Source organism: Rossellomorea sp. GQ25 (genome assembly GCF_059758515.1).
Map to the genome: position 1 here is coordinate 140,532 of NZ_JCAXEQ010000002.1, position 26,907 is coordinate 167,438.

General features: G+C 41.1%; 23 protein-coding genes, 2 pseudogenes and 1 other annotated feature. Of the genes and pseudogenes, 7 read left to right on the forward strand and 18 right to left on the reverse strand.

Annotated elements, in window-relative coordinates:
• Positions 1–15: 15 nt before the first annotated feature.
• The 7 genes from AC6CIB_RS06490 to AC6CIB_RS06520 all read right to left on the reverse strand — a co-directional run bounded on the left by AC6CIB_RS06490 (position 16) and on the right by AC6CIB_RS06520 (position 7,506).
• On the reverse strand, positions 16–1,770 hold the full coding sequence (locus AC6CIB_RS06490; RefSeq protein ID WP_498278934.1) for a putative 2-aminoethylphosphonate ABC transporter permease subunit: 1,755 nt from the start codon (positions 1,768–1,770) through the stop codon (positions 16–18).
• On the reverse strand, positions 1,771–2,781 hold the full coding sequence (locus AC6CIB_RS06495) for an ATP-binding cassette domain-containing protein (RefSeq protein ID WP_498278936.1): 1,011 nt from the start codon (positions 2,779–2,781) through the stop codon (positions 1,771–1,773). It abuts the gene before it with no gap.
• 76 nt (positions 2,782–2,857) lie between these two features.
• Positions 2,858–3,925 (reverse strand): putative 2-aminoethylphosphonate ABC transporter substrate-binding protein, encoded by a 1,068-nt coding sequence (locus AC6CIB_RS06500; RefSeq protein ID WP_498278938.1) that lies wholly within the window; start codon positions 3,923–3,925, stop codon positions 2,858–2,860.
• A 204-nt stretch (positions 3,926–4,129) separates the two neighbouring features.
• On the reverse strand, positions 4,130–5,137 hold the full coding sequence (locus tag AC6CIB_RS06505) for a histidinol phosphate phosphatase domain-containing protein (RefSeq protein WP_498278940.1): 1,008 nt from the start codon (positions 5,135–5,137) through the stop codon (positions 4,130–4,132).
• Positions 5,138–5,254: 117 nt separating this feature from the next.
• Positions 5,255–6,007 (reverse strand): twin-arginine translocase subunit TatC, encoded by a 753-nt coding sequence (tatC, locus tag AC6CIB_RS06510; RefSeq protein WP_498278942.1) that lies wholly within the window; start codon positions 6,005–6,007, stop codon positions 5,255–5,257.
• 85 nt (positions 6,008–6,092) lie between these two features.
• The gene (locus AC6CIB_RS06515; protein ID WP_149157532.1) at positions 6,093–6,269 is read right to left on the reverse strand and encodes a twin-arginine translocase TatA/TatE family subunit; all 177 of its coding nucleotides are present in this window, start codon (positions 6,267–6,269) and stop codon (positions 6,093–6,095) included.
• Positions 6,270–6,300: 31 nt separating this feature from the next.
• Positions 6,301–7,506 (reverse strand): metallophosphoesterase family protein, encoded by a 1,206-nt coding sequence (locus AC6CIB_RS06520; RefSeq protein WP_498278944.1) that lies wholly within the window; start codon positions 7,504–7,506, stop codon positions 6,301–6,303.
• Between the two features lie 374 nt (positions 7,507–7,880).
• On the opposite strand from AC6CIB_RS06520, the gene AC6CIB_RS06525 reads away from it, so the two are divergent.
• From AC6CIB_RS06525 to brnQ, 6 genes are all read left to right on the forward strand, one after another.
• Entirely contained in the window at positions 7,881–8,648 is a 768-nt protein-coding gene (locus tag AC6CIB_RS06525; RefSeq protein WP_498280483.1) for a DeoR/GlpR family DNA-binding transcription regulator, read from the forward strand.
• Between the two features lie 202 nt (positions 8,649–8,850).
• Positions 8,851–10,443: a sigma 54-interacting transcriptional regulator gene (locus tag AC6CIB_RS06530; protein ID WP_498278946.1), complete on the forward strand. Its 1,593-nt coding sequence runs from the start codon at positions 8,851–8,853 to the stop codon at positions 10,441–10,443.
• Between the two features lie 162 nt (positions 10,444–10,605).
• On the forward strand, positions 10,606–11,754 hold the full coding sequence (locus tag AC6CIB_RS06535; RefSeq protein WP_498278948.1) for an iron-containing alcohol dehydrogenase: 1,149 nt from the start codon (positions 10,606–10,608) through the stop codon (positions 11,752–11,754).
• A 51-nt stretch (positions 11,755–11,805) separates the two neighbouring features.
• Positions 11,806–13,194, forward strand: a complete 1,389-nt coding sequence (locus tag AC6CIB_RS06540; RefSeq protein ID WP_498278950.1) for a hypothetical protein — start codon at positions 11,806–11,808, stop codon at positions 13,192–13,194.
• A 21-nt stretch (positions 13,195–13,215) separates the two neighbouring features.
• Positions 13,216–14,634, forward strand: a complete 1,419-nt coding sequence (locus tag AC6CIB_RS06545) for an NAD-dependent succinate-semialdehyde dehydrogenase (protein ID WP_498278952.1) — start codon at positions 13,216–13,218, stop codon at positions 14,632–14,634.
• Positions 14,635–14,874: 240 nt separating this feature from the next.
• Positions 14,875–15,127: a binding site (T-box leader), on the forward strand.
• Positions 15,128–15,211: 84 nt separating this feature from the next.
• On the forward strand, positions 15,212–16,531 hold the full coding sequence (brnQ, locus tag AC6CIB_RS06550; protein WP_498278954.1) for a branched-chain amino acid transport system II carrier protein: 1,320 nt from the start codon (positions 15,212–15,214) through the stop codon (positions 16,529–16,531).
• Between the two features lie 82 nt (positions 16,532–16,613).
• Here brnQ and AC6CIB_RS06555 read toward each other — a convergent pair whose 3' ends face one another.
• From AC6CIB_RS06555 to AC6CIB_RS06570, 4 genes and pseudogenes are all read right to left on the reverse strand, one after another.
• Positions 16,614–17,078, reverse strand: a complete 465-nt coding sequence (locus AC6CIB_RS06555) for a GNAT family N-acetyltransferase (protein WP_498278956.1) — start codon at positions 17,076–17,078, stop codon at positions 16,614–16,616.
• A gap of 143 nt (positions 17,079–17,221) precedes the next feature.
• Positions 17,222–17,531 (reverse strand): annotated as a pseudogene (locus AC6CIB_RS06560) (VOC family protein); the annotation flags it as partial.
• Positions 17,532–17,642: 111 nt separating this feature from the next.
• Positions 17,643–18,263, reverse strand: coding sequence for a LysE family translocator (locus AC6CIB_RS06565; protein ID WP_498278958.1), 621 nt, complete (start codon positions 18,261–18,263; stop codon positions 17,643–17,645).
• Between the two features lie 10 nt (positions 18,264–18,273).
• A pseudogene (locus AC6CIB_RS06570) lies at positions 18,274–18,456 on the reverse strand (Lrp/AsnC ligand binding domain-containing protein); the annotation flags it as partial.
• A gap of 255 nt (positions 18,457–18,711) precedes the next feature.
• Between AC6CIB_RS06570 and AC6CIB_RS06575 the strand changes: the two are divergent.
• Positions 18,712–19,068: a DUF488 domain-containing protein gene (locus tag AC6CIB_RS06575; protein WP_498278960.1), complete on the forward strand. Its 357-nt coding sequence runs from the start codon at positions 18,712–18,714 to the stop codon at positions 19,066–19,068.
• A gap of 71 nt (positions 19,069–19,139) precedes the next feature.
• Here AC6CIB_RS06575 and AC6CIB_RS06580 read toward each other — a convergent pair whose 3' ends face one another.
• The 7 genes from AC6CIB_RS06580 to AC6CIB_RS06610 all read right to left on the reverse strand — a co-directional run bounded on the left by AC6CIB_RS06580 (position 19,140) and on the right by AC6CIB_RS06610 (position 26,875).
• On the reverse strand, positions 19,140–19,856 hold the full coding sequence (locus tag AC6CIB_RS06580) for a sulfite exporter TauE/SafE family protein (RefSeq protein ID WP_498278962.1): 717 nt from the start codon (positions 19,854–19,856) through the stop codon (positions 19,140–19,142).
• Entirely contained in the window at positions 19,853–20,890 is a 1,038-nt protein-coding gene (locus AC6CIB_RS06585) for a TDT family transporter (protein WP_498278964.1), read from the reverse strand. Before AC6CIB_RS06585 ends, AC6CIB_RS06580 begins: the two co-directional genes overlap by 4 nt.
• Entirely contained in the window at positions 20,880–21,458 is a 579-nt protein-coding gene (locus AC6CIB_RS06590; RefSeq protein ID WP_498280485.1) for a DUF402 domain-containing protein, read from the reverse strand. The genes AC6CIB_RS06585 and AC6CIB_RS06590 overlap by 11 nt, the downstream gene beginning before the upstream one ends.
• A 157-nt stretch (positions 21,459–21,615) precedes the next feature.
• Positions 21,616–21,957: a zinc ribbon domain-containing protein YjdM gene (locus AC6CIB_RS06595; protein ID WP_498278966.1), complete on the reverse strand. Its 342-nt coding sequence runs from the start codon at positions 21,955–21,957 to the stop codon at positions 21,616–21,618.
• A gap of 137 nt (positions 21,958–22,094) precedes the next feature.
• Positions 22,095–24,326 (reverse strand): sensor domain-containing protein, encoded by a 2,232-nt coding sequence (locus tag AC6CIB_RS06600; RefSeq protein ID WP_498278968.1) that lies wholly within the window; start codon positions 24,324–24,326, stop codon positions 22,095–22,097.
• Between the two features lie 158 nt (positions 24,327–24,484).
• The gene (locus tag AC6CIB_RS06605; RefSeq protein WP_498278970.1) at positions 24,485–26,185 is read right to left on the reverse strand and encodes a transglutaminase domain-containing protein; all 1,701 of its coding nucleotides are present in this window, start codon (positions 26,183–26,185) and stop codon (positions 24,485–24,487) included.
• Positions 26,186–26,365: 180 nt separating this feature from the next.
• Positions 26,366–26,875: a GNAT family N-acetyltransferase gene (locus AC6CIB_RS06610; protein WP_498278972.1), complete on the reverse strand. Its 510-nt coding sequence runs from the start codon at positions 26,873–26,875 to the stop codon at positions 26,366–26,368.
• Positions 26,876–26,907 lie beyond the last annotated feature (32 nt).

Consider the following 26,907-nt stretch of genomic DNA (forward strand, 5'->3'; position numbering starts at 1 on the left):
CATTCTCCTTTTCTCTTATCTTTGCCATAAGGCATTCCTTTTTCTGATTCCATTTAAAGCCCATTCATATAACACTCTTACCACTATATTTGTCAGAACGATGAGTACGCTCATGGCTGCTGCTGATGCCAGATTTCCTGCATCGTCCATATTCACAATGGAGATGGCTGCCAGTTTAAAGTCTGCAGAGTAGAGAAAAACAACGGCAGAAATGGTGACCATACTGTTAACAAAATAGAACATGGCAATCTCAAGAATCGCGGGCAGACACATAGGGATCGTAACCCTGAACACCGTTTTATAAAACGGGACTCCCATTGATTCTGATACAAGCTCGAATTCCTTATCTAATTTCTTCAATGAAGTGGTAGCCGTAACGAAAGCCACCGAATAAAAGTGCACAATATTGGCAAGAACGATGATGGCTATCGTTCCATATATAAAGTGAAACGGATTTGAAAAATTGATTCCTAATAGGTTGATTTCAGGTTTGCTGAAAAAGAAGATGTAGCTGATCCCTACCACAAGTCCGGGTACGGAAAGTGGAATGATTGAAAACAAGTAGCCCAGTCTACGAAGCTGAGTCAATTTCCGTATCTTTTCAATGGTATAGGCGAATATAAAAGTGAAAATCGTCCCAAAGAATGCGGTTAACCCGGCAGCTAGTAAACTATTCTTATACGCTGCCAATCCATCCCCTGAAAGACTGGTAAACTTGAAGTGATCGAGGGTAACCCCCATATTATATGGCCAGATTTTCACACTTGCCGCTACCAATACAGCGAAGAATAATAGAAAAATAAATCCTGTAAAAAGAAAGCAATAAGCGAATGCAAGGAAATCTCTACCTTTATTTCGATTTATTTTGTAAGCCATTGATTTCGAAGTAACGTATGTTGATTGTTTCTTTTGAACAAATTGATCCACAAAGAAAGCAAGCAGGGCGGGAAGCATTAAAATGACACCAACCGTTGCTCCCATGGAAAGATTTTGTTGACCGACCACTTGTTTATAAATGTCTGTGGCCAGGACATTGAACTGTCCACCCACTACTTTAGGTGCGCCATAGTCTGTAAAACTTAATGTAAATACGACAAACATCGAACTGATCAAACCATACTTTGCGCTTGGGAGGGTTATCGTTGTAAATTGTTTAAGCTTACTGCTCCCTAACGTATTTGCTGCTTCATACAATCGATAATCTGTGTGTTGCAAAGTAATATACAAAATAAGGAACGCTTGTGGAAACGTATAAACTGTTTCCGCTAAGATAATTCCAATCGGTCCATACAGTTCAAATTGAAATCCAGGTATCGCCCCCAAAAAACCATTCGTGACCAACCCCTGATTCCCAAACAGATACATTAGTCCGATTCCATGCATCATCGTAGGAGCAAACAACGGTAGCAATGCTGAGTATCGATAAAACGTCTTCCCTATCATTCTCGTTCTCGTCAAGGCATAGGCATATCCGAAAGCCAAGCCCACCGAAAGAACCATCGTAACGCTGGATACATAGACTGTGTTCTGCAGGGATGCAACAAGAGTAGGGGTCTTAAAATACTGGATGAAGTTGCTCAATCCAGCAAAATTCCCTTCCCGATCAAATAGGGTTTGACTGAACAGGGCGGATAAAGGTAGAACAAGTGTCACAACAAATGATAGAATCACGAACACAATGAGAATCGTTTGAATCTGCTCATTTTTCCCCTGACGAGTCCTCTTTTTATTCAAACGTCTGACAAAATCCAATCTTTTCACCAATTCCATTTAATAAACCACCTGTTCTTTATAAGATAGAACTTGGGCCTCAGGAAATTGCACGTAAATGGTAGACCCGATTTGTAAGTCCAACTCTTTAATGAACGAGGCAAATAAATCTGCCTCCACTATTTGGTTGTGTAGTTGGGAAGAAAGATCTGTAATCTTCAGCTGGAGTCGATAGGTCGAGCCCCTGAATTCCATCGTTTGAACGACTGCTTCGATTCCTTTAATATGGGAAAGCTGAATATGTTCAGGGCGAATCGCCTGCGTCAAACCGCCTTCTAAGTGATTCCACATATTGATCGACCCGATGAAGTCCGCTACAAAAGGATTCTTTGGACGATAATAGATCTCTTCAGGCGTTCCCACCTGCATGACTTCTGCATTGTTCATCACGACCACTTTGTCTGCCATCGTTAACGCTTCCTCCTGGTCATGAGTCACCATGATCGTGGTTATCCCCAGATTATCTTGAATCTCTCTGATTTCATGACGAAGCTTTTGCCTTACCTTTGCATCCAAAGCAGATAAAGGTTCGTCCAATAATAAGAAAGAGGGGGATAAGGCAATCGCTCTTGCTAATGCCACCCTCTGCTGCTGACCACCTGATAAATGAGCAGGATATTTATCTTTTATATGTTCAAGATCTACCATTTGAAGTGCTTCAATCGCTTTCTGTTTTCGTTCGGCTTTAGAAACCTTTTTATTTTTCAATCCATATTCAACATTTTGGATGGCTGTGAGATTAGGAAATAAGGCGTATGATTGAAACACGATGCCAAACTCTCTTCGCGCCGGGGGGAGATGTAATAATTCTCCGCCTTGTTTTTTGATCGACCCCTTGTCCGCTTCCTCAAGTCCTGCAATGATCCGTAAAAGTGTTGTTTTGCCGCACCCACTGGGACCTAATAAACAAACAAATTCATTTTTTTGAATATCGAAAGAAATATTCCGCAAAGCTTGGAAATCTCCAAATGTTTTCGAAATGTTCCTGATTTCTAAGAACGGCTGTACCATACTTTTTCCTCTCCATTTCTTGAACCTATCCCCCTGTAGAAGAGGGGTGTCTTCTGCAGGAGGACATAGGGGTCAATTATTCCTTCGGTTCAGCCTTACTTCCAAAGCTGGAATCCCATTTTTCTAAGATGCTGTCGCGATTCTCCGCGGCCCAGTTCAGGTCATTTTCTTTATACATCTTTTCTTCAACCCCGGAAGGGAAGCCATCCGGGGTTGGAAAATCATTTTCCATTGTAGAGAACCCGTTGGCATCATAATATTTCTTCATCACCTCGTCCGTAATCGCCCAGTCTAAAAATGCTTTTGCTAATTCTTCATTGTTGCCTTCTTTCTTAATAAGGGCATTCGCTTCTACTTCCCAGCCCAGACCCTCTTCAGGAAGAATCACTTCAACAGGTGCTCCTTGCTGCTTTTGAGTTACTCCGCTGTAAACTAGGGAGATGCCAATCGGGAACTCACCTGTTGCTGCAAGCTTTGCAGGCTTGGAACCGGAATGTGTGTACGTTGCGACATTTTCATGAAGTTTGCTCATATAATTCCAGCCTTTTTCTTCACCCATCATTTGCACCCAAGCAGATGATGTCAGGAATCCTGTACCGGATGAAGCTGGATGAGGCATAACGATTAACTCCTTATATTCAGGTTTTAATAGATCTTTATATGTCTTAGGTGCTTCGATTCCAAGCTTTTCAAGCTCAGCTGTGTTGATGACAATGCCTGTCATGAACGCCGTATTTCCTACCCATTTCATTGGTTCATTTGAATCTTTGTAAGGATCAAGGATCTTCTCACTGCCCTCTGGCGTATATTTTGCCAGCATATCCTTCTGATCCAGGGCGAGTAAGCTGGAAGCTGCAAGGCCCCATACCACATCTGCACTTGTATTTTTTCCTTCAGAAAGAAGCTTTGCCGTGATGATACCGGTTGAATCTCGAACCATGTTTAATTTGACATTAGGATACATTTCTTCAAATGATTTTGTGTATTCAGGGATTAATTCCTCTTCAATTGCTGTATAGACCGTTAATTCTCCAGAAAGTTCTTCATTGGCCCCTGCCGCTTCTTTTGACATTTCTTTTCCACAAGCTGCTAGTAAACAGACAGCCATCACTAGAAAAATTAATTTCTTCGTATACACCTTCATATTGAACACTCTCCTTTAGATTCTTTGTAATAGTTCAGTAGATTCCTGTAAATTACGGTATCGTTCTTTCATGATAAAAGTTTGATCCTTGCTTTTGTTTTTGTTGTTTTAATTTGTTTTTGTTTGCTTCACACTTAAAATTTACTTGTTATTTTTTAATCTCAAATAAATACCATATTAATTTATTGTAAATTTGTTGTTGTTTTATATTGCTTTTGGTAGATCTGCCATAATTCGCTTCTTTTTCTCAAACGTGGCAATCTTTCTAACTCCCATACTCTTCAAATCAGACATGCTCTCATGAACATAAGCTCCTATGTTCTCTGGAAAGTGAGCATCTGATGATAGAGTAAAAGGAACGCCATGCTCTACTAAAATAGATGTGAATGGTTGACTAGGACACTTTTCTTTGACCGGAAAGCGGTAGTATAATCCGGAATTCATTTCAGTCGCTACATCATGATCCCTTAAGGCTCTCGCTACTGATTGGTAATGAGGAATAAGATCCGCTTCATCCGGTCGATGGCCAAAGACCTTCAAATTATCAAGATGTGACATGTATTGAAACAATCCCGTTTTAATCCCTTTCTCAATCGTCTGATAGAATTGTGAATACAATGTCTTAAGATCATATTGAAGGAATAACCCATTTGCAGACGGGTTATCAAAACCCCAGCCATTAAGGAAGTGCACAGAGCCGCTGATAAAATCACAGTCAATTGGCTGAATGAAACTAGCCAACTCCTGCTCCCCACCATCAAAATAGTCAGCTTCTATCCCGACTCTTAGCCTGACCCCTTTTTCTTCCCATCTCTTCTTCGCTCTTTCAGTTGCGTAAAGAAACTCATCTACTCCCTCTGTCATGACTTGATCTAACCACTTTGTTTGAAGCTTCCCAAGTTCTGAGGAACCAAGATCGATATGGTGTTCAAAATATCCTCGCATTTCTTTAAATCGATATAAGTGCTCCACAATTCCCACTTCTTTAAGACCTTTCTCAATGGCCGCTTGTAAATATAGATCCAGCCATTGTTCATCATACGATCCCTTTTGAACCCGATTGAGCATAAGCCTCAATGTATGTTCGAGCCATTCTTTGGAATGAGTTTGATCATGGACTTGTTTCAGCATTTCATAGGATAGATAGGTCCTTTTCATCCAGTTGAATGAATAAGGACCTTCTTCTAAATGCACATGGTAATCGCAATACAATGGTTAAACCTCCAGTACGTTTTAGGTAATACTTTTTATTCAATTAACTTCTTTTTCTTGTAGGGATCTATATTCATTAACACGCAGCCCTTTCATAATCGGCTGATGAACGACCTATTAAGACGTTTTCTTCATACGAATTACATTGTCATCTTCTGATTGTCTTTTATTTCTCTTTTTATACACGATCTTTGATAAAGTCACGCTGCATTCATATAGGACCAAAAGCGGCACGATCACCAAGATATCGGATATAAGATCCGGTGGAGTGATGAATATGGCGATAACCGTCAAGACAAAGTAAGACATCTTTCTCGCTTTGGACAACAGCATGGGATTGATGATCCCTATTGACGTCAGAAACATGACAATGAGTGGGATCTCAAATAAAAACCCAAATGGCAATGTCAGATTGATCATGAATTTAAAATATTTTTCTGCCGTGAACATCGTTTCAAATTGTCCATTAGATAAGGTCAATAAAAAAGTGAGGACGGTTGGATACACCACAAAGTATCCGAAGCTAAGTCCAGTGATAAATAATGAAAACAATCCCGGTATATACGCTAACGTGGTTTTTCTTTCTTTATCCGTCAGTCCCGGTTTCACAAACAGCCACGTTTGATGGGCCGCAATCGGAATCGTCAGCGCCATGGCACAAACGCCTGAAATCATGAAATACACCCAAAGAATCTCACTTGGCCCCAATACAGCCAATTCCTTATCTAGATCTCGAATAAGCCACTTGTACATGTCCTGAATGAAGATAAAGGAACCAACAAGAAAAGTAAGAAAAGAGAGTAATGTGAAGATGATACGCTTTCTCAGCTCTCCCAGATGGTTTACAAGTGTTTGCCCTCCAGTACTCATACAGATACAACCTTCTTTCTTATAAAAATAAGAAAGCCAACTCAAGAAAGGTAAAGCTTTCTAACTTGAGTCAGCCTCTAATCACTTACTTGGTACGTTCCTCTTCCTTTTCATCTGTCATAAGGTCCTTAGCTGAGTTTTTAAACTCTCTTAATGTATGACCAAATGCTCTGCCGATTTCAGGTAACTTGGATGGCCCAAAAATGATCAAAGCGATGACCAGAATCAGGATCAGACCGGGAACCCCTATATTTTGCAACATATGTTTTCCTCCATTTTTACGTATTTGTCTATTATGCTTTTACTTTTTCTTTTTCATTTAGTGGAAGTGGATCAATGCTCTGATCATTGGCAGTCAAATCAATTCCGTAATCTTTCGCGAATACCATATGAGTATCAACAAGAACTCCCTCTTTGTTTTCATCTAAATGAAATACTCTTGCTCCACGCAATCTGTTTCGATCTGCCCCTGGTAATCCATAAGTGCCAAACCCTGTATTCCCGGCATACCCAAGCATGATGCCATAGTAGTTTCCGCAATAGGTGTTGATATGATCATGGCCACAGAAGACACCTTTTACATCTCCTCTATCCAGCATCGCAGTAAATAAGCCACTATTGATTGGTCCCGGACATTCTGCTTCATTTCTTTCCCCTACAATTCCATGTCTTTTCACTGCAAGTTCGTGGCTTGAGGATGTTCTGCTATCAACACTTCCATGCCACATGAAACGGTGTTCCCATAAAGGGATATGAATGAAAACAAGGGACGGTACTTTATACCCGTATTTCTTTTCAATACTTTTTGATTCTTCATAATACCAATTGACTTGATTAAAACGAAGCCAGTCCCAATGGGGGTATCCATCAAAATTCTGTCCGGCGATTTGTGAAGGAGCATATCTGCCGCTATCCAGTAACCAAAGGTTGAATGCTGCTTTATTTCCCTTGGAACGTTTAATAAGGAGATTCATATTTCCGGTTCCCGTCAGACCTTTTTCTCCCGGTTCATTCATATTGCATGGATAGTTCATATAGAACTTGAGCATATCCTCTTCATACATCCCGCTTTTCCCTGAAGAATCTTCATCGTGGTTTCCGAATGTGACAGCCCACTTAATTTTTCTTTCTTCCATCGGGGATGCTACATTATTCAAGGCTTGTTTCATTTCTAATTCCGTATCACAGCCTCCAGTAATACAATCACCATTAATCACAACGAAATCTGGTTTCTCTGAATCCAGCACTTTTTCCATGAGCTCAATCGTTCTGCGATCGATACGCTCGTCGTCCTGAGTATCATTAAATTGGACAACCTTAAACTTTCCATCGGAGTTAAATTGGAGTTTTGTTGGCTTATGTTTTTTCGCCTCCGCAGTGTTGGTTAGCAAATCCCCCGGTAAACCTGCTGTAGCAAGCGATAAAGCAATTGTGCTCATTCCACCGATTTTCAAGAAGCTTCTTCTGTCTAACTCTTCGTTCTGATCCTTATGCCTCATAACACCCTACCTCCATGATCATTGTTTGTTTTAGTCGGGAGTCTTTCATTCCTCCTGCTCTACTTCTTCATCCTAAGACATAATTATTGAAAGACTATTAAAGACGTTAGGAGAAAAAGTAAACAAAACACAGAAAACAAATGAAAACAAAATTCCCGTTTAAACGACAAAAACCCCTATTTACTCGACTCCCCTTCGTACTCTAGTAAAAGAAATAGACAAAAACGCATAAGAAATTGATTTGTTTTCCTTGTTACTTTTGATTAATTTACAAAAGTTAATAATTTCGTAGCATACATTTCATAATCACTTTTTATAATTGGCTAAAATGTAAGCAATGAAGAAATTGGGGGAAAGGGGAGAAATATCCCGTGATGACAGAAAGACAAAAATCAATCGTACGAGAGTTAGAGATAAAAAATAAGGTTAGCGTGGCAAATTTATCAAAAAAGTTAAAGGTAACCCCAGAAACGATTCGAAAGGATTTAATCCTCCTGGAACAAAAGAAGAAATTACGGAGAATTCACGGGGGAGCGATTCCGTACTATGGTTTAATAAAAGAACCTCATTTCAATAAAAAAATTGGAATCTCTCATGATCAAAAAAAGCGAATCGGGGAAGTTGCTTCTACATTTATTACTGATGGAGAAACGATCGCTCTGGATGTTGGTTCAACCACCTTGCATATCGCCAGCTCGATAAAGGATGTTCAAAATGTAACGATTGTGACTAACTCTTTAGCTGCGGCAGACATTCTGAACACACGATTGGAAAACCATCTATTTGATGGAAATGTCATTGTACTGGGTGGAGCAACGAATCCATTGCAACGTTCAGTAAGCGGCTCGTTAACGAATATATTATTAGAGAATTTTTATTTCGACAAAGCCTTCATATCTTGTGGTGGAATTAATAAAGAGGGAATATGTGATTTTAATATTGATGAAGCTGCTGCATCTTCCATAATGATCAAGAAAACAAGGAAAGTGTTTGTTGTTTCGGATTCATCCAAGTTGAATCAAAATGCTCTGTTTCACATCGGATCATTCTCATCGATTGATTGTGTGATATCGGATGTTTCTATACCTAAAGAATGGATGAAAGATTCAATGATTAATAAGGTTGAATGGATAAAAGTTTGAACCTACAGGACTTCCATACCCAACTCCTGTTGAAGAACCCCTTTTAGAACAACCATTATCATGTGAAATATTGGTATCTTTTATTATTCGTATACCTTATCAAGAGCCATAGGTCCGTCCCTCAACGCGTTAGTGTATGATAGAATTAATTTAGAGTAATTGATTTTTGTTTGCTTGGAGGTTGTTTAGGATGCGGCTTTATATGACAGATAAAGTGGAACGTGCGATTGAGTTATTCTCTCAATCAGAGGTGGATGCTCTTGAGGTAGTGAATCATGAGGAAGAGATTGTAGGAATTCTTACACTAGAAGAATTAGGTACGATTTTTCATGATGGCCATTTAGGTGGTATGGTCGGTGAAATTTTCCAAAAAAGCATGTCACATCCATCTCCTCTTCAAGAACAAAAACGGAAGAAAAACCAATATAGTGATTTACTAGAGAGTCATGTTTTTAACGATATAATCAATTCCCTTTATGATGGGGTCTTCATTACAGATGGATATGGTATTACAGTCAAGGTAAACAAATCCTATGAAAGAATAGCGGACCTGAAATCCGAGCAACTAATCGGCTATCATATGGAAGAGCTCATTAAGGCTGGATATATATCCAAATCTGCCTCCATCCAGGTCTTGAAAGAAAAAAGACCGATAACATTGATGCAGTCCATTCACAACGGAAGAAAAATCATCGTGTCCGGTACACCGATTTTTAATGAGGAAGATGAAATTTTATATGTTGTAAACAGTGTTCGTGATATCACCGAACTATTAAAATTAAAGCTACAAATTGATGAGCTGCAAGAACTAAAGAATCTCCGCCAAAGTTCGAATGCCACGTTTTCTAATGAAGCAGAGAAGTCCTCCATCTATTCCAGTGAAAGGATGAAGAAGGTTTTCACCACCATTGATCGAGTAGCCAAAACCGATGTAAAAGTTCTCTTACAGGGGGAAACCGGTGTTGGGAAAACGATGATTGCAAAATACATACACGAGCATTCGAAACGTTCGACCGGTAGTTTTCTAGAGCTTAACTGCGGAGCCTTCCCTCCAAGTTTAATAGAGGCAGAATTATTCGGCTATGAATCAGGTTCTTTCACCGGTGCTTTATCTAAAGGGAAAAAAGGATTGCTGGAAGTGGCGGATAATGGCACGTTATTCCTTGATGAAATTGGGGATCTTCCTTTGGAGCTTCAAGTAAAACTACTAAAGGTCATTGAAGATCAAGCGTTCATCCCCATTGGTTCATCAAAACTCAAACAAATTAATGTTCGCATTATCGCTGCTTCCCATAAAAACATTAAGAACTTAGTGGACATAGGGGAATTTCGCGAAGACTTATATTACCGTTTAAACGTCGTTCCAGTTCAAATCCCTTCCCTCCGTCAGCGTCGCGAAGAAATCATTCCGCTTTCTCAACACTTTTTACAAAGCTTCAATGATGAATATGGATCAAGCAAAGTGTTGAGCATTGAGGCATTGGATTGTTTACATGAATATGATTGGCCTGGGAATATTAGAGAATTAAAAAATTTGATAGAGCGCTTAGTCGTTATCACTCCTTCAGAAACAATCGGACGTGAAGATCTACCACCTGAATTAAGTGAAGCCACCAAGAAACCAGGCTCACTTTATGAAGGAGAAATTCTTCCTTTAAAAGAGGCCGTGGATCGAGTAGAGAAACAATTGATCACCAATGCAATACGAAAATATAAAACAACGAGAAAAGCAGCAGAAATTCTCGAAGTCAGCCAATCCACGATTGTCCAAAAAATGAAGAAATGGGAGCTTTGATTACTTCTTGAATCAAAGCTCCCATTTTTGATTATTTTTCTAATCGGATTTGACTATTTTTTGACACCCTCTCACGTGCCCCTCCTTCTATTCCCACTTTTCAGAAAGTTGGCACAGAACTTGCATCCTTTTTTATATAAGAATCGAAAGGAGATACTTTTCATGACAATCTCAACTTTTAAAATTGCAAATAAATTGGTGACAGGAAAAGGGGCAACAGAAGTTTTACCCGACGAAATCAAGCGCCTTCAAATTCAAAACCCACTAATCGTCACAGATGAAATCCTCCAAAAAGTCGGGGTGGTAGATCAAATCATACCCTTTTTGAAAGGGCTTACTTACGGAATATTCACAGGTGTTAAACCTGATCCTGAGCTTTCTATTGTGGAAGATTGCACGAAAGTATTCATCGAAGGGAATCATGATGGCTTGATTGCTATAGGCGGTGGAAGTGCAATTGATATCGCAAAAAGTGTGTCTGTATACGCTGGTTTTGATGGCAGCCTGTCAGAACTCATCGGTACAGACCTTGTTCCACAAAAGGGCGCACCTATCATTACACTCCCGACAACTGCAGGAACAGGTTCAGAAGTAACGAATATATCGATCCTTTCTGACAAAGAAGCTCAGCTCAAAAAAGGAATCGTGAGTGACTATCTGCTTCCTGATGTGGCGATTGTCGCACCGGAAATGACGCTGACCATGCCGCCTTCAGTCACAGCAGCAAGCGGTGTGGACGCATTGGTACATGCCATTGAAGCATATATCTCGGTTCATGCTTCACCCATAACAGATGCCTTGGCCATTTATTCGATACGAATGATTTCAGAGAACCTGCCAAAAGCATACGCCAATCCTAGCCATGTGGATGCCCGTGAAAAAATGGCGACTGCAAGCTTAATGGCCGGTATGGCTTTTGGTAATGCTGGAGTCGGTGCCGTTCACGCTCTCGCCTATCCTTTAGGCGGCCGCTATCATATTCCTCATGGAGTCAGTAATGCTCTCTTGCTTCCATATGTCATGGAATGGAATAAAATTGCCTGTATGGAGCGCTTCAGGGACATTGCGGCAGCACTAGGCGAAAACGTTCGCTCCTTATCGGACGCAGAAGCAGCAGATAAAGCCGTGAATTCCATGAAGCGATTATGCACCGCAGTCAATATCCCGACTGGATTACGCTCCTTTGATATCCCGGAAACGGCACTTTCTGATATGGCTGAAGATGCAAGCAAGATTGAAAGACTATTAAACAATAACCCACGTCAGTTAAACAAAAGTGAAATTGAACAAATCTATCAATCTGCTTATTAATATAAAGGATTTCAGTTCATTGTTATCAAATTAAGAAAAGGGGTATATAGGATGTGGAGAAATCGAAAAGATGGTGAGGAATCACCATATATTCCAATAGGACCTTTTAAATTAAGACTCCCGTTTATTCACTACAAATTTGAATGGCCGGATTATGTCCAAGGTTTGCTAATGTGTGCAGTAGATTTAGCTGCGATTCCATTAATGATTGAACTTCTGGGCATGCCTTTTGAAGTCGCATTAGCCGTTGTACTGTTGAATGGAATTCTCTATTTAACTCATCACTTACTCGGCGATCCCGTCGTTCCCGGATGGATCACACCAGCGATTCCATTAATCATGGCTTATGTATCAGCATTCCCAGAAGGACCGGAACGTGTGCATGCACTAGTCGCCTTCCAGCTTACACTCGGCTTACTTTCCATCCTGTTAGGGGTGACAGGATTAGCGAAAAAAGTCGTTACATTCGTTCCCCCGGCGATTAAATCCGGGGTAATCTTAGGAGCAGGATTTGCAGCAATCATTTCTGTCTTCCAGGTTGGTGGACGTTTCGAAAGCTTTCCATGGACCATTTCCATAGCGGTAGGGATTGCCTTTTATATTATATTCTCTCAACATTTCAATCAACTGAAAGCCAAAAGTGCACTATGGGGACTTATTGGAAAACTGGGAATCTTTCCGATTATTATTCTCGCTGTTATCATCGCACCTCTCTTTGGAGAAGCACCTTGGCCAACGATTGAGTGGGGGCTCATTAATCCTGACTTCGGTACACTTTGGAGTGAATACACCATCTTTGGGCTCGGTTTCCCTCCGGCAATGCTATTTGTAACGGCCTTGCCTACTGTATTAGCCGCTTATATCGTCCTATTCGGAGACGTTTTACAAAGTAAAGCGCTTATCGATGAAGCGGACCTTGTGCGCCGTGATGAAAAGATCGATTACAATCCGAATCGTGCCCATATGGTCTTCGGTGGACGTAACACCATTATGAGTATACTTGGTCCTGATGTCACAATGGCAGGTCCACTATGGGCAGCCATGCAAGTTGTCGTAATTGAACGGTTTAAAGAAGGTAAAAAAGCTATGCATTCTATATTTGGAGGTTCCGGATCCTTCAGATGGGGTACAAATACTGGACTCTTACTTCTCCCCATTGTAAGTTTAGTACAACCGATTCTAGGTATCGCCCTTGCCTTAACTTTGCTGATCCAAGGCTATGTAAGCGTTCGCGTAGGGATATTAGAATCCCGAAGTCACCGTGACCTTGGCATTGCCGGAGTTATAGGGGCAGTACTCGCCACCAAAGGTGCTACTTGGGCCTTCGCAGTTGGAATTTTGTTATGCTTATTGATTTACGGTAAAAAATTCTTCATCGGTGAGAACGATGAAATTTTTACAAAAGATCTAGAAAATAAAGATGCCAAGAAAATCTCATAAAACATTACAAGGAGGATCACTATGCAACATTACAATATGATTATAAACGGAGAAAAAATCGGAGCGGATCTTTCGAAGGTGGAGGTGACCAACCCCGCCACCTCAGAGGTCATTGCCACCATCGCGAACGGAGGCAAAAAAGAAGCTGCCAGCGCTGTTGACGCGGCTTATAGTGCATTCAAGGACTGGTCCCAATACTCTTCATACGAACGAAGTGAGCTTATTCGCAAATGGTATGATTTAATTGATGAGAACAAAGAGGATCTTGCCCGTACCATGACTATGGAGCAAGGGAAACCATTAAAGGAAGCGCTTGGTGAAATCCAGTACGCCAACGGCTTCATCTCCTGGTACGCTGAGGAAGGAAAGCGTGTATACGGTGAACAAATTCCTGCTACTCAACGAAACAAACGTCTATTTGTTCATAAGCAGCCTGTCGGGGTTGTAGCTGTTATCACCCCATGGAATTTCCCTGCTGCCATGATCACCCGTAAAGTCGCACCGGCTCTTGCGACTGGCTGTACAGTCGTCATCAAACCAGCGGGACAAACACCCTTGACCGCTTTAAAAATGGCTGCTCTAGCCGAGGAAGCAGGCATCCCTAAAGGCGTAATCAACGTGGTGACAGGCGATTCAAAATCGATCGGAGAAGCCTGGTTGGAGGATGCCCGTGTACGTAAACTCACCTTCACGGGTTCAACGGAGATCGGGAAGACCTTAATGAAAGGATCGGCTGATACTGTCAAGAAAATATCATTGGAACTGGGCGGTCACGCACCAGTGATCGTGATGGCTGACTCCGATCTAGAAAAAGCAGTCGAGGGAGTCATTGCCTCCAAATTCAGAAATGCAGGTCAAACCTGTGTCTGCTCCAACCGCATCTATGTTCATGAATCCATTGTTGATTCATTTACCGAAAAACTAGTTGAAAAAGTGAAGGATCTCAAAGTCGGTAACGGACTTGAAGAAGGTGTGGACATTGGTCCATTAATCGATGAGAATGCAGTAGAAAAAGTACAGAAGCATGTGGAGGACGCTGTGAGCAAAGGAGCATCCGTTGTCTACGGAGGCAAAGGTAAAAACGGTTTATACTTTGAGCCGACTGTCATCACCAACGTACATGATGACATGCTTTGCATGAAAGACGAAACATTCGGTCCAGTCGCTCCAATCACTACGTTTAAAACCGAAGAAGAAGCCATCGAACGGGCAAATAATTCCATCTACGGTCTTGCTGCTTATGTATTTACCGAAAATATCACAAAGGGCATACGAATCAGCGAGCAACTGGAATATGGAATTGTAGGATTGAACGATGGATCACCTTCCACCCCACAGGCCCCATTTGGCGGATTCAAGCAAAGTGGTCTTGGCCGTGAAGGCGGACATCATGGCATTGAAGAGTATTTAGAAGTTAAATATATTTCAGTAGGGTTGTAAACGTTAAAGGCACGCATTCAGTTGTGTGCCTTTTTTCAAAATATCTTAATGCCGCCAGCCCTGCTGTTAACCAGAAAAAACGAATATCCATTTTCATAACTCCCCTTTTCTAACGAATCTGTATCTTACCAATTTTTACTGATTGAAATAATCATACAAATCTAGAAAAATAGAAATTGATATTATATTAGGAAAACTTATTGACTGCGCTTTCTTCCTATGCTAGATTGTGTTTAATAATTAAATTCCACGACGAGAAAAAGTACGAGAAGGAACATGTTCTAAAGAGAGTCGGTGTATGCTGGGAGCCGGTGGACAGATCTTTACCGAAAATCATCTCCGAGATGCAAAGCTGAATTGGAGTAGGCTTTGACGGAATTCCACCGTTATCAAGGGACATGTATGATTGTACATAGATAAGGTGCCGGAATGTTTCTTTATAGATCAACTTCCGGAATATGGGTGGTAACGCGAGTCCTAACTCGTCCCTGATCAGGGGCGGGTTTTTTTATGTGAAATAATCAGAATAATCAATAGAAGCTAATCATGATTTGGCTGAAGATTAGGAGGGGTTTGGATGAGAAAAAAAGATGTGCTGGTTTCAGGTTTTATGCTTTTTTCTCTATTTTTCGGGGCTGGAAATTTAATATTTCCGCCATATCTTGGAATGGAATCAGGAGCTTACTTTGCCGCAGCAATTGCCGGGTTTATTTTAACAGCAGTGTTCCTGCCTTTTTTAACGATCATTTCGGTATCGTTATCTACTAACGGATTATTGTCAATTGGCCAACGGGTCCATCCTGTCTTTGGACTTGTGTTCGCCATCGTGATTTATATGTCGATTGGAGCACTATACGGTATTCCAAGGGCGTCGAATGTTGCCTATGAATTGGGATTTATGCAAGTGATTAGTGTGGATGGACAATTACCCTTGTTCTTATTCTCTCTTGTCTTTTTCGGATTAACCTACTTGCTCAGTATCAATCCCAAAAAAGTGATTGATCTTGTCGGGCAGTTTTTAACGCCTGCCTTGCTCATTGTATTAGCGATACTCTGTGTACGGGCCTTTATGATCTTTGATTATACGGACGCTCAAGCAACTGAAAATTTCCAGTCCGATCCGTTTCTCAAAGGGTTTCTGGAAGGGTACTTCACCATGGATGCCGTGGCAGCCCTTGCCTTTGGGATTGTTATCATCAATGGATTGAAAGATAAAGGAGCGACGGATAAAAGGGAGCTGATAAGAGGGACAATCAGTTCAGGTATGATTGCAGTAGTCGGCTTAATCATGGTGTATCTTTCACTCGGATGGATCGGACGGGTTGTTCCGCATGAAGAGCCACTTCAAAATGGAGCAGAAATATTGGTTCTTGCTTCTCATCAATTATTTGGATACAGCGGGAATGTGTTATTTGGAGCCATAGTGATGATTGCTTGTTTAACTACCTGTATCGGCCTCATCAATGCTTGCGGACGTTTTTTCAATGAAAATTTCCCCAGGTATTCATATAACACTTATGTAATGATTTTCATCCTCATCGGGTTGGCCGTGACCAATCTTGGCCTGAATTTGATATTGAAGGTGGCTACACCGTTACTCGTTCTGATTTATCCTGTAGCTATTGTGCTCGTAGTCCTCTCTCTCTTCCAGCATTTCTTTGGGGAAAGTAAGAGAATGTATGTGTATGGAGTAGGGGTCGCAACATTATTTGCCTTTTACGAAATGCTGCTGACGCTAAAAATTCAGATGGGTGGAATTCAATCTATCTTGGCATTCCTTCCCCTCAGTGAAAACGGCCTGGCCTGGACCCTTCCTACCCTCTTGGTAGTCGTGATTGGGTATGCCATAGACCTGGCCCAAAGGAAAATCACCTTTCCTTCAAAGTTTAACTCTTAATTTCAAGAGAGGGACGGACCTCTAAAAAAGCAACAAGGCAATGGGTGAATTTCTCACGCATTTCTTGCTGCTTTTTTGATTTTCAGGAAGTTTGATCTGTTGCTTTTTGGTAGACGTTCATGGAACCACCGCTCAGTCCAATGGCTTCTGCCGTGTGAGTCCATCCGTATTTTTCATAATAACCTACCAGATCTGTTGTTAGGTATAGATGTTTGTAGCCTTTTTCATAGGCTTCCCGTAATGCATGCTCGAGGAGGCTCGAACCAAGTCCTTTCCCTCTGTGGTCCGGGTCAATGTAGAGGCAAGCAAACCATGGAAACAGGTCTTGCCTACTATTCAGATCGTTTCTGAGCAGCGCGTACGTTCCTATGATTTGTTCTTCCTCTAAAGCGATACAAAATCGCGGTAAGTCCTCTTTGGTACGGCAGGAATGGAACATACAATCGTGATAGAACCTGTAATTCTCTTCACTTCCCCACTGTTCCCAGAAAGCTTTCACTGCTTCCTCAAAAATACTTGAATTCTCTTGTAACTCCAATATTTTCATTGTTACTTTCCTCTCTTTACTGAATAAACGTATTTTTATAGGATTCTTCATTGAGGAAGGAAAACCTCTATTTCAATAAAAAAGCCACGCTCTGCATTGAACGTGCCCTTATTAATTGATCAGTAAGCCCCATCTGAATACGTTCATTCGTAGCTATGTGAGTAAATCTCAAAAATATTCCCGAACGGATTTTTTACACCATACGGTAAGGCTTTTCCCCGGGATAATACTCACGGATCGGCATGCGCTGTTTACCGCCGTGCTGTTTGATTTTTTCAACCACGCCTTCTACATCAGGGTTCTGGATACAGAAATGGAATAGTCCTGTTTTCCAATACTCGAAGTTATTCTCCGGCTTTTCGTTGTGAGGAAACTCAAACAGCACCACTCCGATTTTATCACCGTTGCCAGGTGAGCAATTCTGAATTTCTCCCCATCATTCCCGAATACATCACCGACATCTGCACGAAACCCGAAGAGGCCAATACATTTTACACAGAGGTGTTCGGATGGTACACCATCATGGATCCTTCCGATGTGGATCCTTTCTTAACAAAACGAAAATTATATCAGGTCAATGAGAATATAAGAACTGAATGTCGTAATGATGATTCCCGCCACCCGATTGATCATCGTTAACGAGTCCGATTCAATCCGACTGCTTAACCATCCTCCTACCAAGGCAACCGTCCCCCACCATAAAGCGGATCCACAAAAGACACCCCAAACGACGAGCAATGCGGATACTACGCTGCCATCAGAACCGGTTACGCGAAAGACACCAAATATGGCTATAAATGCAAGGATGGTCAACGGATTCGTAAGCGTCAAAAGAAAGACTGAGAGAAACCCTTTCAAAGAATAAGTGGTTTGCGATTCACCAGTCTTAAATGGTGCCGTTTGTGAAGTGAATGTCTTCCATCCTAATAAGAATAGAAACACCCCTCCCCATAATTGAATCCAGAACTGGTGATCAAGAAGGAAATCGGAAACAATCGTAAGCCCCATGACAGCGACCATTCCGTATAGTGCATCTGCAGTGGCAGCACCCAACCCCGATACAAAACCTGTCCTTCTCCCATATGTCAATGTCCGCTGAATACAAAGGATACCGACTGGACCTACAGGAGCAGCAATGGTGACTCCTATGATGAAACTCTTTAAAAATAAAATAGGATCGATCATGGTCCTGCCGCTAATCTAAAGAAAACTTGTGTGGTGGTAGTGGTAATGCCGAACTCACTATGAACGAATCCATGACCATCGTCATTTTGGACCTGGTTATTGCCGGCAGGCTCTTAACTTCATCACTGATGACACGACCCAGATCCTTTGTATTTCTACTCCGTATTTTCAAAAGATAATCATCCTCCCCGGCGAAATGTGTACATCCATGTGATTACCCCATTTCATTAAATTATAATATTATAAATTGTTTTTTGTAGAAGAGGGACGGACCTTCAATTGGTTTCCCCTTTAAAACCTTGGTCAGGCTATAAAGTAATTCATTTAATATATGCGGAGTTTCTAATCCTTTATGTACTTTTTCCGAGAAACCATATAAAAGATCTTTGCTTCATTCTTCGATTCAATTTATCCTTAAAGTAAGTGAACAAGGATTGGAGGAAGATCGATGTCTATCGTTCTAAAGAGAATTTATAATGAACCTCCCCAATTAGGCGGTCATCGCATTTTGATTGACCGGGTTTGGCCACGTGGAATTTCAAAAGAGGATGCCAACTTGGATGAGTGGATGAAGGAAATTACGCCAAGCCCACCCTTAAGAAAATGGTTTAATCATGAGCAGGAAAAGTTCGAGGAATTTAAAAAAGCCTACAAAGAAGAACTTAATCAAGATGATAAAAAACAAAAGAAGCTGCAGGAACTGAAGGAAATGTCTGTTAACGAACGCTTAGTCCTTCTCTACGGTGCAAAAGATGAGCAGCACAACCATGCCGTTGTGTTAAAAGAAGTATTAGACGATTTGTAAGAGGGACGGACCTCTAAAATCAGCAGAAAACCATTAGGTTAATCACTTATTGGAGGTCCGTCCCTCTTAAATTAAATGCTTTCTATCAGCAGATAGATTCCCGTAAATAGCAGGAGGAGATAGGTAAAGATATGAAAGATTTTTTGATTGATTTTGCTGAATAAAGCTTGTCCTAACACGAGACCTACGGCTACTACGGGTAATGCCTGCAAGCTTGATTTCCAAACCGTAAGAGTAGTCCCCGCCACTTTCACTTGGATCACTAAACTGACGAGATAGATGAACAAATAAAAGGCAAGGGTTGTTCCTCGAAGCTTCTCTTTTCTTGTCTCAGTGCCTGAAAAATATAGAAGCAGGGGCGGTCCAGGCATACCAATACTTGTGGTCAGTACTCCAGACAATCCCCCTGCCAGAAAGTCCCGCATTTTTGACTGCATGATGCGGAATTTCATGATAAGTAAAACCGTCAGCAGTATGATGATCAAGCTAATTGAGATCTTTAAGAGACTCATATCAATAAGAATGAAAACCAATATACCCATTGGTAAACCAGGAATGCTCCCAATTATAAACCTTTTCACAAGAGGAAAATCAATGTCCCGTCTAATTTTCACTAGTAGTGCCAGTGAGATCACAAGGGATAAGATCAAATTAATCTGTATCGCTTCTTTAGCTGGAAACAAGAGCAATAAAAATGGTGTTGCCATTATGGAAAATCCGAAACCGGTACTAGTTTGCAATATTGATGCACATAAAATGATAGTCATAAACAAGATAAACGTACTCAAGAAACATTCCCCCTGGTGATTCTTTCGAAATGATAACCATTCGAACCCACCCATAAACCAATTTCGGTTATTAGAAATAGGAACACAATCCACGCCCAAAAATGTAAGAAGCCTCTATGAAAATCATAAAACGCATTCAAATAATAAGGGTTCTCATGCATGGTCATGGTAAAAGCATAGAACATTCCGAAGGTGAAATTCCGCGACCATTGACTTATATGATAGGTAAAAACCCCTTTTTTCCATCCCAGCATCTGAATCCGTTTGACAGCTCTCACCATTTCCAACAATTCCACACTAATTAGGAGGACAAACACAAGGAGCCAAAAAACCATTATAAACATCCCAGACATCATCTGTGAAGAAACGATTGCCAGACCAGTAATGGATAAAGCACCGTGAATGATACAGTTTGTGCTCGACCAATCATCAATGATGGTCCAAGGATTTCCTATCGCATAACGAAGCACAATCAATGTTATTCCGATTAAATAAAAAAAGATACCAAGTGACATCACCCCAATCAGCAATCCCTCCGGTAGAGCAGGAAAGATCTTCACCCAAAAAATCACCAATGATTGGGTAGCAACGGTAGACAGTAGCACAACCCCATGAGCAGAATGCGCTGTCGGTCGTTTCATCATCTCTTTAAAATGGTAGAAGCAGTTTGCCAAAAAGCAGAGCCACAAAAGAGTATTTATAAGCATAATGACCTGTACACCCACGCTCATATCAGGAAAATATTTGACGATCACATTACTCAATACCGAAATGCCCGCAACCCACGATCCAATCACGAAAGAATGAACAGGATTCCGTATAAAAGCAAATAAAAATGGTTTAATTAACAATTGTTTAAAAAGAGATTTATAAATAATGGCAGCCAACACAATCAAGGACACAGTCAGTATTCTTCCAGTGATGTGGTTAACCCATGTAAAAGCATCAATGGCAGCATAAAGAAAAATTCCTAGAGCCATAATGATGGCACCTGAAGCCGGATTGATGATTTCTTCGTTTTCTTTACGTTTCATCCTGATGCTCAGAGACCTCCCTTCTATCTTTTGAATCGCGAAGCCACATAATAAGATCATCATGTGGAAAATGAATCCTTGTACCAGAGATAAGCTTTGGAAGAAAACTACCAAGGCTATCAACTAATATTTGCAATTCCTCCAGCACATACCCGTTCTCAAACTCCTCCTTGGAAACGGGTAGCTCCTCCTCATCCAGAACGGAAGCTTTTCCATCGGCAAATACGAGGACATCTATGATGAGATCTTCGAAAGACACTACTTCATTGTTTATGTTAGTATTTCTGACAATATTAAAATAGGACCCTAAATACTCACCCCTATGACCTCTCCAAATATACACATTATAAGCACGATCCTTCCAATAGTACGCCAGGGTGTAGCTTCCCTCAGGGATGGTTAAGCTTGATTGGTTTGTTGTCATGGTAAAGGCATCTTCTATTTTATGAAAAAGGACCACATCTTCAACTCCCGCCTTCAAAAGCCGGCAGTGATGTTCCACCACTCTTCCGTCATAACCTATCTTTCTCTCTATAATCGGGTCACCAACCTGAAGGGGACTCCCCATCGCATTCTCATTCACCAATCATCCCTCCTAAACTCTAATTACTTGCTATATAAGTTTATCATTTCAGCAAATTTGGAAGAGGGACGGACCTTTGAGGAGCAAGAACCATCAGGTTAATCGCTCATCAAAGGTCCGTCCCTCTCAGATTACTCACGAATTATATCTTTTTCACAAATTCGGATTTTAGTTTCATGGCTCCGAAGCCGTCGATTTTGCAGTCGATGTCGTGGTCTCCTTCGACGAGTCGGATGTTTTTGACTTTGGTTCCCATCTTGAGGACGGATGAACTTCCTTTTACTTTCAGATCTTTAATGACCGAAACGGAGTCACCATCGGTTAAGAGATTTCCGTTTGAGTCTCTAGCCACCTTTTCTTCTTCTACCGTTTCAGTTGCTGCTTCCGTTGTCCATTCATGAGCGCACTCTGGGCAGACGAACAGACTTCCATCTTCATACGTGTATTCTGATTTACACTTTGGGCAATTTGGCCATTCTGACATCGTGTTCATTTCCTCCAATGATTGTTTATTCATGATAAATTTAAAAGACATCGCATTCCATTATACCTGACCCACTGTGAGTTATATATCATTTTCGTACATCCATTTAGTCGGAGCGCATTCGTCACATCCAATTACTACTTTAAAACACGTTCAGAATGTTTCCTTTCCCATTTCACCAAGAACATTTCTAATAAAGGTCCAGGCAATGGCCGGCTAAAGTGGTATCCTTGACCTACCTGACAGGCATTCCGTTTCAGGAACAATACTTGATCTTCTGTTTCAATGCCCTCAGCAATAGTGGTAAAGTTCATATTTTGACTCATATCAATAATCGCTTTTACGATTGAAACTTGATGTGAATCTTCCATAATATCATCTACGAACGATTTATCTATTTTAATACTATCAATCGGTAAGTGCCTTAAATTATTCAATGAAGAGTAACCTGTTCCAAAGTCATCCATGGAAATGATGATGCCCAGCTTTTTCAGCTTATTGAGAACGTTTGTTGATTTTTCGAAGTCCTGCATAATACTCTCCGTAATTTCAAGCTCAAGTCGATCCGGCTGAAACTGGAGGTCTGATAGAGTTTCTTTTACCATGTCAACAAATCCATCCTCTTTTATCTGTCTGACAGATATATTTACAGCAAGAGGGATGATACCTAACCCGTTCTTTTCCCACTCCTTACTTTGTTGACAAGCCTCTCGAAGAACCCACTCCCCAATCGGAATGATCAATCCCGTCTCCTCAGCCAGAGGAATAAATTCACATGGAGAGATCATTCCAAGTTCCGGATGCTCCCAGCGGATCAAGGCTTCTACACCAATAATGTCCAGCGTTTCTAAATCCACCTTTGGCTGATAATGGAGAGTTAATTGTTCAAGCTCCAATACCTTTCTTAATCCATTTTCAAGCTCCATATTCCTTGAAGAAGCTTTTTCAAGTTCAGGAAAATAGAATTGATAGTTGTTCTTTCCGCGATCCTTCGCTAAATACATGGCTGTATCGGCATGTTTAATTAAACTTTCCTGGTCCTCGCCATCTTTTGGGTACATACTGATACCGATACTGGGTGTCACAAAGAACTCCTGTTCATGAATGACGATTGGACTGTTGAAACTTTGTAATACTTCACCCGTCGTTTCTTCGACCTCTTTCTCATTCAAATTGGAGAGTAAGATAATAAATTCATCTCCCCCTTGTCTAAACACAATCCCTTTGTCTTTCACCACATTCTTCAATTGGAAGGCAACCTTCTCCAGTATGATATCTCCAGTAGAATGCCCTTTCGTATCGTTGATGACTTTAAATCGATCTAGATCCAGAAATAAGATGGCAATCGATTGATCAGGAGCTTCACGAATTGACTCATTTAAGTATTGCTTAAATTTATTCCGATTTGGAAGCCCTGTTAATGAATCATAATAGGCCATGGTACGAATGGTTTTCTCAGTCTCTTTACGATTGGTAATATCTCGTCCAACCAACTGTATGGCCATCCTTCCTCCATATAAAATGGGCATCGCGGAAATCTCCAACTCTATTGCATCACCGTTAAGGCGATAAACGGTCAGTTCAAAGCGTTCCCCTGCGGTCGAATCTTTTGTCTGCTCCCTTATTTTCTTGATAGTTTCAATACTGGTAAATTCGGAAACATCTTTGTTCATAATGTCTTCGGGGCTTTTGGCACCAATCAATCTGCTGCCTGCTTCATTGATATAATCAAATGATTGGTTACTGATAACCGCAATGATATCTGGAGACATTTCCACTAAACTACGGTATTGATCTTCACTTTCTTTCCGATTGGTGATATCAAACAACACACTGGTAAAAGAAATCATTTCTCCGTTTTCATCTAAGGTGGGGATGCCTCTATCCTGGATCCATCGAACCTGACCATCCGGCTTGATGATACGGTAAACACTCACACAGGCCTGACCGGAACCAAGCGTTTCCTCCCTATCATTTAATACCGGCATATCCTCAGGGTGTATCACTTTTCTCCATAAAAGTGTGTCCTGATAAAATTCATTCAAAGGAAATCCATATAGATTTTCAATACCAGGTGTAATCAAAAGAACATCGGATTTCATATCATGAGACCAAATCGCAACATCCAGCGTCTCAAAAATGTTGTTTAAATTCTTATTACTCTTCGTTAATTCCTTTGAAGCATTCCAATTTCCTTTGAATAGAAGGAATAGTAAAGTAAGCAGACAAAACACTATACCTATATGGAGGAATAGGGATACTGCCCCATTAGAGTGATTATTTGTTTTCCAAGACAAATCTGTGATTTCTAACAAGAACATTATGATAAATAGCATGAAGATTGTTTTCTTATTTTGTGTAAAATTCATTCATTACTCTCCCGAATATAAGAATTCTTTCTTTAATCAAGTGTACTATTTATGGCTTTCATTCACAATATAGCTAATTATTGCCTCTAACACTATATAAAAAGGACCAGCTCCATCGACTGGAGCCGGTCCTATTGATGATTCATATTTATTCGTTTTTAATATGAGACACCCGTCCGTGTATGTGTCTTCTTAAATTCATCCATATCCGGATCAAAATAATCCTCATTATAGGCAGGCACAAACTTACCTTCCTTTAAATAGCCTGATCCCCATGTCGGATCCAAGGTGACCCATTCCCCATCAAGGTTCGCTTCCACCCAAGCATGCCTTCCCGGGGAAATCCCGCCTGCTCTTCCTTCAACGAATCTCGCCTCGATGTCGCTGGCACGAAGCATGGCAATCGCCAGGTAAGCGTAGTCCTGGCACACACCCGTTTTGGTTTCCAGTGTTTTTAATGCACTGTCATCCCAGTTAAAGTCGTCATTTTCATATTTCTCAACGTCATAGGACACATTTTTTGCGACATCATCATAGATTGCTTTCGCCTTGTCTCTGTCGCTTGTTTTTCCAGCTGTGACGGTTTTCGCCTGCTCTTTGATTTCCTGCGCGTCTGACTGTACGCCACGGGATGGCAGAAGGTCTCGCTTGTCTTCTCCTGTCGATTCCACTTCAAACTTCGCAAAACCGAAAAATCTGAAATAGTCGCTATTCTCATCCTTAATTTCAGGTACGCTGAGAGTCACCTCATAGGTACCGGGTCCAAACCGCAAATAAAAGGAATCATCAAGGGTAAAATCCTTTACGGGAATTACATCCAGAGCTTCATCTTCCCCTTTTTTAGTGGTGATATAAATATGCGTCGTTTCCGGACCGAATTGAGCTTTTGGATCGATGCTTCCTTTGATAGAGTAAACACCATCAGACTTCTCCCCACCAAATTGAGGAGATTCCAGTGTTACGCCACGCTCGCGATATTTATCAGCATACTCAATCGGACTCATCACTCGAACAGACTCATTATCAATGATAAGATTGGTGGCCGTCTGGTAGTAGTTTTCACGGTCTTCATCTGGTACCAGTACTTCAAGCTCGTGTATTCCTTTCCCATAAAACAAAGGAACTTCATAGTTGAATTCTCCGTTTTTCACGGGAATGACATGTGTCCAGTTTTGCGAATCCTTCTTTAACCTGAGCATGATGGTTTCTTCATCCGTTAGGTTTGTAGCTTCTCCTTTTAAAGGAAAGATTTCGTTCCCTTTGATATAACTTGATTCAGAACTCAAGGACAATTCGGCCTCCTGGCCAAATGGTGTGAGCGTCACATCCCTCATTAGGTCAGGATGCACATTATGAACCGTGAAGGAAGCAGTATCATAGTAATAATTCTCCAGATCCTTGCTTGGCAGCTGCACAGACACACTATACTCACCTTTTCCATTGAAAAAGTGGATGTTCTGTTTGAACTTACCGTCTCTGATGGGAGTGTAATATTCGAGCTGCTTTCCGACGGGGCCTTCTTCACTTGCCCTAACCTTGATCCAGACGTAGTCCGACTTCAGTTCAGAATGCTGTTCAATTTCCCCGTCGACTGTCACTTGCCCATTCACCGCAAATTCCTTGTATGACGGTTCATTCATTTTGACACCGATTTCCTCGCTATAGGAAGTTAATTGAAGTGGCTCCATTTCCCCTATTTCATCGTTCATTTTCTTCTTTTCTTTTTCATACTGATCTTCTTCTTTTTTATCCGCCTTCGTTTCTTCTCCGTTGGCACTTGAGTCACTGCATGCCGTCAGGAACAAGAAACTTGTTAACAAACTCAAGAATAGAATCAACAAAGGACTTTTCTTCTGCATGTTTTCCTCCTAAAATAAATGTGCTTACTACTCATACGAACTATACAGATTTTCGTTCCTGATTCTATTTTACTATTATTTTTTGGAGGGACGGACCTCTAAACGTTAAAAATCACCTGAATATAGAGTGATTTGAGGATTTGAGGTCCGTCCCTCTTATTATTTTATTCTAGCAGCCTTCTAAATTTGTTTGTAATAGATTATGGTGGCCTCTAATACCCCAAATGGTGAAGCTGCATAGTCGGGAATCCGCCCTCCCTGAACGAATCCCAGTGACTTATACAAATGATTAGAAGGCGCCCCTTCGACCGTATCCAGTATCAGTAAGGTCCGTCCCTCTTCTATTGCTCTTTCCTCCGCTGTTTGCATGAGTTTACTGGCAATTCCTTTTTGACGAAATTGAGGATGGGTCATCATTTTTGCAATTTCGGCTCTGTTGGTCCCGTTTGGTTTCGTGCATAAGTGGAGCTGCACAGTACCTGCTATTGCATTATCCATCCAGGCTGCATATAGGATTACATGTGGATTCAGTACATGCTGCCAGAAATCCATCGCTGCAGAACGTGCCATTGGGGCTAAAAAACCAATGGAAGCCCCATCGTCCACTACGTTCATTAATAGATCAGAAAGTTCCTCGATGTGCTGATCTATCGTTGTCAGTTCTACGATTTTTAGTCCTTGATTCTTCATGGCCATCTCACTCCTTAGCATATCTTTCCCTC

Bases quoted from the DNA above. Each gene is read 5' to 3' on its own strand.
- AC6CIB_RS06535 (WP_498278948.1), top strand. From the start codon at position 10,606: ATGACAATCTCAACTTTTAAAATTGCAAATAAATTGGTGACAGGAAAA.
- AC6CIB_RS06495 (WP_498278936.1), bottom strand. From the start codon at position 2,781: ATGGTACAGCCGTTCTTAGAAATCAGGAACATTTCGAAAACATTTGGA.
- AC6CIB_RS06500 (WP_498278938.1), bottom strand. From the start codon at position 3,925: ATGAAGGTGTATACGAAGAAATTAATTTTTCTAGTGATGGCTGTCTGT.
- AC6CIB_RS06490 (WP_498278934.1), bottom strand. From the start codon at position 1,770: ATGGAATTGGTGAAAAGATTGGATTTTGTCAGACGTTTGAATAAAAAG.
- AC6CIB_RS06600 (WP_498278968.1), bottom strand. From the start codon at position 24,326: ATGAATTTTACACAAAATAAGAAAACAATCTTCATGCTATTTATCATA.
- AC6CIB_RS06540 (WP_498278950.1), top strand. From the start codon at position 11,806: ATGTGGAGAAATCGAAAAGATGGTGAGGAATCACCATATATTCCAATA.
- AC6CIB_RS06565 (WP_498278958.1), bottom strand. From the start codon at position 18,263: ATGATCGATCCTATTTTATTTTTAAAGAGTTTCATCATAGGAGTCACC.
- AC6CIB_RS06520 (WP_498278944.1), bottom strand. From the start codon at position 7,506: ATGAGGCATAAGGATCAGAACGAAGAGTTAGACAGAAGAAGCTTCTTG.
- brnQ (WP_498278954.1), top strand. From the start codon at position 15,212: ATGAGAAAAAAAGATGTGCTGGTTTCAGGTTTTATGCTTTTTTCTCTA.
- AC6CIB_RS06610 (WP_498278972.1), bottom strand. From the start codon at position 26,875: ATGAAGAATCAAGGACTAAAAATCGTAGAACTGACAACGATAGATCAG.
- AC6CIB_RS06605 (WP_498278970.1), bottom strand. From the start codon at position 26,185: ATGCAGAAGAAAAGTCCTTTGTTGATTCTATTCTTGAGTTTGTTAACA.
- AC6CIB_RS06555 (WP_498278956.1), bottom strand. From the start codon at position 17,078: ATGAAAATATTGGAGTTACAAGAGAATTCAAGTATTTTTGAGGAAGCA.
- AC6CIB_RS06595 (WP_498278966.1), bottom strand. From the start codon at position 21,957: ATGTCAGAATGGCCAAATTGCCCAAAGTGTAAATCAGAATACACGTAT.
- AC6CIB_RS06545 (WP_498278952.1), top strand. From the start codon at position 13,216: ATGCAACATTACAATATGATTATAAACGGAGAAAAAATCGGAGCGGAT.
- AC6CIB_RS06575 (WP_498278960.1), top strand. From the start codon at position 18,712: ATGTCTATCGTTCTAAAGAGAATTTATAATGAACCTCCCCAATTAGGC.
- AC6CIB_RS06590 (WP_498280485.1), bottom strand. From the start codon at position 21,458: ATGGGGAGTCCCCTTCAGGTTGGTGACCCGATTATAGAGAGAAAGATA.
- AC6CIB_RS06585 (WP_498278964.1), bottom strand. From the start codon at position 20,890: ATGAAACGTAAAGAAAACGAAGAAATCATCAATCCGGCTTCAGGTGCC.
- AC6CIB_RS06515 (WP_149157532.1), bottom strand. From the start codon at position 6,269: ATGTTGCAAAATATAGGGGTTCCCGGTCTGATCCTGATTCTGGTCATC.
- tatC (WP_498278942.1), bottom strand. From the start codon at position 6,007: ATGAGTACTGGAGGGCAAACACTTGTAAACCATCTGGGAGAGCTGAGA.
- AC6CIB_RS06530 (WP_498278946.1), top strand. From the start codon at position 8,851: ATGACAGATAAAGTGGAACGTGCGATTGAGTTATTCTCTCAATCAGAG.
- AC6CIB_RS06525 (WP_498280483.1), top strand. From the start codon at position 7,881: ATGACAGAAAGACAAAAATCAATCGTACGAGAGTTAGAGATAAAAAAT.